Genomic DNA, 4,652 nt, shown 5'->3' on the forward strand with positions numbered 1-4,652 from the left:
TCCGCGCTTTTCTGCCTTTCATCGCGCGCCGCTTCCGCCGCCTTCCGGCTGCCGGCGTTGGCGTGGCTATCGGTGGCCGCCCGGTAAAACGCGCAGTTCAGCGCCGACCCTCTGGCATAGCGGTCTATCCGCCAGGCGGTCAGCCAGGCCATCTGGTTTGCTATCAGCGCCTCCAGCGCCAGCCCTGCCCGGCCGGGCTGGTAATGACTGTTATTGGTCTCTTCCCCGGCCGGCTGCGCCGATGGGGACAGTCCCAGCGTCGCCTCGCGCCAGGCGTTAAAGCGGTGGATGACATCCGGGGCCAGAGCGAACTCTTTACCTATATCGATTGGCATACTTCGCCAGCTATCCAGCGCCTGATGCCGGGGCAGGGCTTCTTTCGGCACCTTGAGCGGCGCGCCGGCGGCGAAGGCCGTCGCATACAGTTCTTGCAGCGCAATCTGCGACAGTAAAAAACCATCATTATCCCCCCGCCCCTTGCCCTGGTCGCCGGGCGGGTAGCCGCCGCCGATATCCGAATGCATGCCGGGGTAGACCACCTCCACGCTGTTGCGCGGGTACTGCCCGTTGCCGCGCCGCAGCGAATCGAGCGGAAAACACAGCCGCTGCTCGTGCGACGCCACCAGATGTACGCACTGCTTAACCAGCCCGCCGAAACGCGCGTCGTCCGGCAACGCCTGCGTCCCGTCCGCCCAGGCCATATGCCCGGCGGCGAACGGCGCAATGTTCGCCACCCCCACCGACGCCACCGTATCCAGCAGCCCGAGAAACTCCACGCTGACCGGCAGGCGGCAGGCCGGGTTGCTGCCCTGCAACACCTGGGCCGGCACGCCGTCCGCGCTATCCGGCTTAGGGAACAGCTCGGTCAGCCAGTTGACGAAGGTCCGGGCCTGCGCCGCGCCGCGTGAAAAACCGTACACGTACAGTTTCATGCCCATCAGCTTTGCCTTGCCCCGGCCGGTCGGGTTCATCGCCTGCCAGATGTTGTTCTGCAACCTGTTGAAGTGCCGATAGAAGGTCTCATAGCGGTTATGCGCGCCGCCCAGCCCCAGCGCCGCCCAGGCGGTAGGCGTGGACATGGACTGAACCGCATCCCAGCTCTCGCTGTTATTCAGCCAAACGCGTCGGAAAACGAAATTAAGCACATCCAGCAGCTTGACCAGTCCCCAGTTGATACGGTTTTCCCCGCCGCTGGCGGTCGCCAGTCCCAGGTTGCTGTAATCCAGCTCGCCGATTTCAGGGAACGGCGTACCCACGCCGGGCATATAGAACTTGAAGTAGGTCTCGCTCCCGGCAGGCGGCACATCCAGCAGCGCGTTCTCCAGCGCCGCGCCGCCGGCGTAACCGCTGCCGATGGCGGCGCGGAACAGGCGGGCGATATTGCTGGGATGCGGATGTTCATCCACATAGACGTCGTTATGCAGGTTGTTGCCGGTGCCGTCAAAGAACAGGCTGACGTGCAGCGTCTTGCAGCAGGGGCGCCACACCCGTTTGCCGGCGGCCAGACAGCATTCGTCATAATAACGTTGTTCCAGGCTGTTCTGCCGGCGTTCGTTCATCGCCACCGGATAGGGATGGTCGGGCAACCGCCCGTTGAGCGGAAAGGCCGGCGGCAGCCAGGCGGTATCCTGCGGTTTTATTTTGGACATGATTTCGGCTCCGGCATCCTTAACGGCTCTTTGATCGGGTATCGCTCATGGGTGGGCGAGAAACAGGAGGTGGTGACCTTCACCTCATCGCAGGGCAGAAAATGCACCGTGATGCCGCAGTTATCTTCCGAGGTATAAGGCGGCAGCGGCACCACCTTGCTGTGCCGGCGTTTCTGGTCGTCCATTTTCTTTTGCCAGGCCAGATAGTTATCCCAGTCGGCAAAGCCGGGAAAGCCAATCATATCCGCCACCCCGGTTTCCCAGTCGATCCGCACCGTCATGCCCGGCCGCCACCGTGCCGGGGCGCGGTAACAGCAACCGCCGCCGCCGCCCTGATAGGCGCCGACGCTGTCGATGCCCGATATGCCGTCCACGCTGAAGCGGTTGATTGCCCAGTGGGTATGATTGATGACGATAAGCGTATCCGCCTGAGCGGCGGCCGACAGCAGCAGGCCGCACAGCGCCAGGGGGATTAACGGTATTTTCAAGATATAAACTCCTTTTTAAAGAGGGTCGTTGGCGACGACATAAGGGTCGGTCTGTAACTGCTGAAGCCGTTGCCAGGCGAACGCTTCACGTTCCTGATCCAAAAAAATATTTGCGGCGGTGGCTTCCCGCATCGCGCGATAGCTGGCATGGAACAGCGCCTCACTCGCACGGGTAAGGCCGTTTTGCCGCATGAAAGAACACATCAACATCTCCGCATCGCTGACGATCAACAATTGTTCAAGCTGTTGATCGTCAAGGTCTATTTTTTCCGGCTTTTCTTCTGATGGTGATGCGTTATCGCCGGTTAACCAGACCGGCTCGCCCTCTCTGTCTAACCAGCTCCAGAACATCGCGGGGCGTAATAAATGTTTCTGCTGCGAATCAAGAAGAATATGGGTAAATAAATGCGGGAAGATGCGCGGATCGAAAAAACGCAGAATACCGGGCTGACCACAATGAGTCGCATCCAGGCACGCCGTGAAATATTCTGACAGCATGTTGAACGACCAGGCGGAACACAGCGTCAACAGCCGAGGTTGCTTCGCTAAATGTTGAATCAGTTGCTCGGCCCATTGACGCTGTTCGAGCAGGCCTAAGTTGATACGAATCAAGAGCGGCGCCGCATCGACTTCACTTTCCTCCGGCAATCCGGCGAATAATGAACACCAGGGGATTGCCGGTGAAAAAGTTTCCAACGCCGGAATTAAGGGCGTATTCGCGCCGCTTTGATCGACAATAAGATCGAGGTGATCGCTTTCGGCGTTTTTCACCGCGGTTTCAAGTAAAGAGAACCAACCTGCCGGTTGCTGAGTAGTCATTGTATTATCCTCTGAAGACAAAACCCTGAGCCGCCGCCTGCGCTTTTTTGAGACAGTCTTCACATACCGAAGCAGGCAATTCAGGCAACGGGAAATCGGCGCCGGATGGGGCATCCATTTTATGCCGGCCCTTTAAACTCAGCTGGCTGGGGCCATGAATTTCAATTTCCCCCTTAGGGGACAAACGGATATAAGCGCCGCCGCAGGCCAAGGTGATCCCTTGTTTCGCGGTGATCTGAATATGTCCCTGCGTGGAGTTCACCGTAATATCCTGCAAGGCGATGGCATCCATCACATCCGCATGCGACTCAATGGATAAGGCGCCTTTTGCCGAAACCAGACGCATGCCTTCATTTTGCGACAACACCGACACCGCCTGACGGGCATTAATGCCTATCCGTTCCGCGCTGCCGATATGTACCTCCCCCGCGCTCTGCGCATACAGCGCTTTACCGCTCTGTAGCATGACGACATGCGGACTGACGACGCCGATACCTGCCGGCGCGCTTAATAACAGCGCCGCCGCTTTCAAACCATCCGCATTGCACTGATATTCTTTTAACGAATCGGCATCCGGCTGTAGATTACGATGGGTCTGCGTGATACGCCGCCATTCCGTAACCTGACTCATCGCACCTTTTATCAGACTAAGCGCCGCGCCCATCTCCAGCGTCTTATCACCGGCTTTACTCTGTTCGTCCGCGCTGATGAACAGCCCTTTCCCCGCCCGTATCGCGCCCCACTGGTCGGTGCGCAGCTCAAACCCTTCTCCACGCCGCTGACGGCTGCCGTCCACCAGATGCCCCAGGTTCAGCTGCGACTTGCCGCCGTACTCGGTCGACAGCTTGATATGCTCTTTGCCCCGCTCGTCCTCCATCCGCAGCTTGTTGTTCGCCGGCGTGCGGATGACGTTGCGCTTGTTGTTCGCCTGCGTTACGTGGTCCGGGTGCCTGGAGTCGTGCAGCGCATACGCAATGTACGGCCGGTCCGGGTTGCCCTCCCCGAACGCTATCGCCACCTCCGTTCCCGCTATCAGCGGCAGGTGCATACCATAGGTATCCCCGCTGTACGGCTTCGCCAGCCGCACCCACAGGCTCTCGTACCCCGTCTTCCAGTTGTCCAGGTCGAAGTCGAACTTCACCCGGTAGCGCCCCTGCTTGTCCAGATGCGCGTAAGCGTCGCCCTGCGTGATGCTCGTCACCCGCGCCGGCAGCGTTCCCGCTATCGTCGGCCGGGGTTCGGGGGTGGGACGAAAACCCACCGTCTCGCTGTACGGTATGCCGGTAAATGTCAGCGTATAGCTGCTGTCCCGCCGCGCCCCGGCGCTGACCGTGGTGATGAGCACCCCGCTGGCGAAGCTGTCCGGCGCCGCGCCGTCGATTTCCAGCATCTGCCCCGGCGTCAGCGTCATGGCATTGCTCTCTCCGCGCAGCTGGTGTTGCTGGTTCAGCAGCCGTTCATGCCGCAGCCGCGCGTAGAAATTTCCCCCTTCCGCCGTCTCGCCTGACGAATCCTCGCCGCTTTCCCCGTCCAGCGTCAGGTAGTGGTCGCCGTAACGGTACACCTGACCGTAAGCGCCCTCTCCGCCGCCGGTCACGTCCGCCTCGGTCTGCAAGCCCTCTCCCGCCTGCCGGTAGTTGTAATCCTTCACCCGCACCGACTGGCTGACCACCTGGTGCGTCGAGTTCAGCCCCCA

At 60.4% G+C, this 4,652-nt stretch carries 4 protein-coding genes; all 4 read right to left on the reverse strand.

The genetic code is table 11. The annotated features are described in order from the left end of the window. On the reverse strand, nucleotides 1–1,649 hold a 1,649-nt coding region (locus ABRZ28_RS24115; protein ID WP_330521863.1), incomplete at its 3' end, for a T6SS phospholipase effector Tle1-like catalytic domain-containing protein. After that, nucleotides 1,637–2,137 carry a Tli1a family immunity protein gene (gene tli1a, locus ABRZ28_RS24120; RefSeq protein ID WP_442878746.1) on the reverse strand — a complete coding sequence of 167 codons (501 nt, stop codon included), beginning with the start codon at nucleotides 2,135–2,137 and terminating at the stop codon, nucleotides 1,637–1,639. The genes tli1a and ABRZ28_RS24115, both read right to left, overlap by 13 nt. Nucleotides 2,138–2,152: 15 nt before the next feature. After that, nucleotides 2,153–2,956: a toxin Tle1 chaperone Tla1 gene (tla1, locus tag ABRZ28_RS24125; protein WP_319606684.1), complete on the reverse strand. Its 804-nt coding sequence runs from the start codon at nucleotides 2,954–2,956 to the stop codon at nucleotides 2,153–2,155. A gap of 4 nt (nucleotides 2,957–2,960) precedes the next feature. Continuing rightward, a partial coding sequence (locus ABRZ28_RS24130) for a type VI secretion system Vgr family protein (protein WP_330521864.1) occupies nucleotides 2,961–4,652 on the reverse strand: 1,692 nt, incomplete at its 5' end.

Origin of the sequence: Brenneria sp. g21c3 (genome assembly GCF_040240345.1) — a bacterium.
Taxonomy (GTDB): Bacteria; Pseudomonadota; Gammaproteobacteria; order Enterobacterales; family Enterobacteriaceae; genus Brenneria.

Bases quoted from the DNA above. Each gene is read 5' to 3' on its own strand.
- tla1 (WP_319606684.1), bottom strand. From the start codon at position 2,956: ATGACTACTCAGCAACCGGCAGGTTGGTTCTCTTTACTTGAAACCGCG.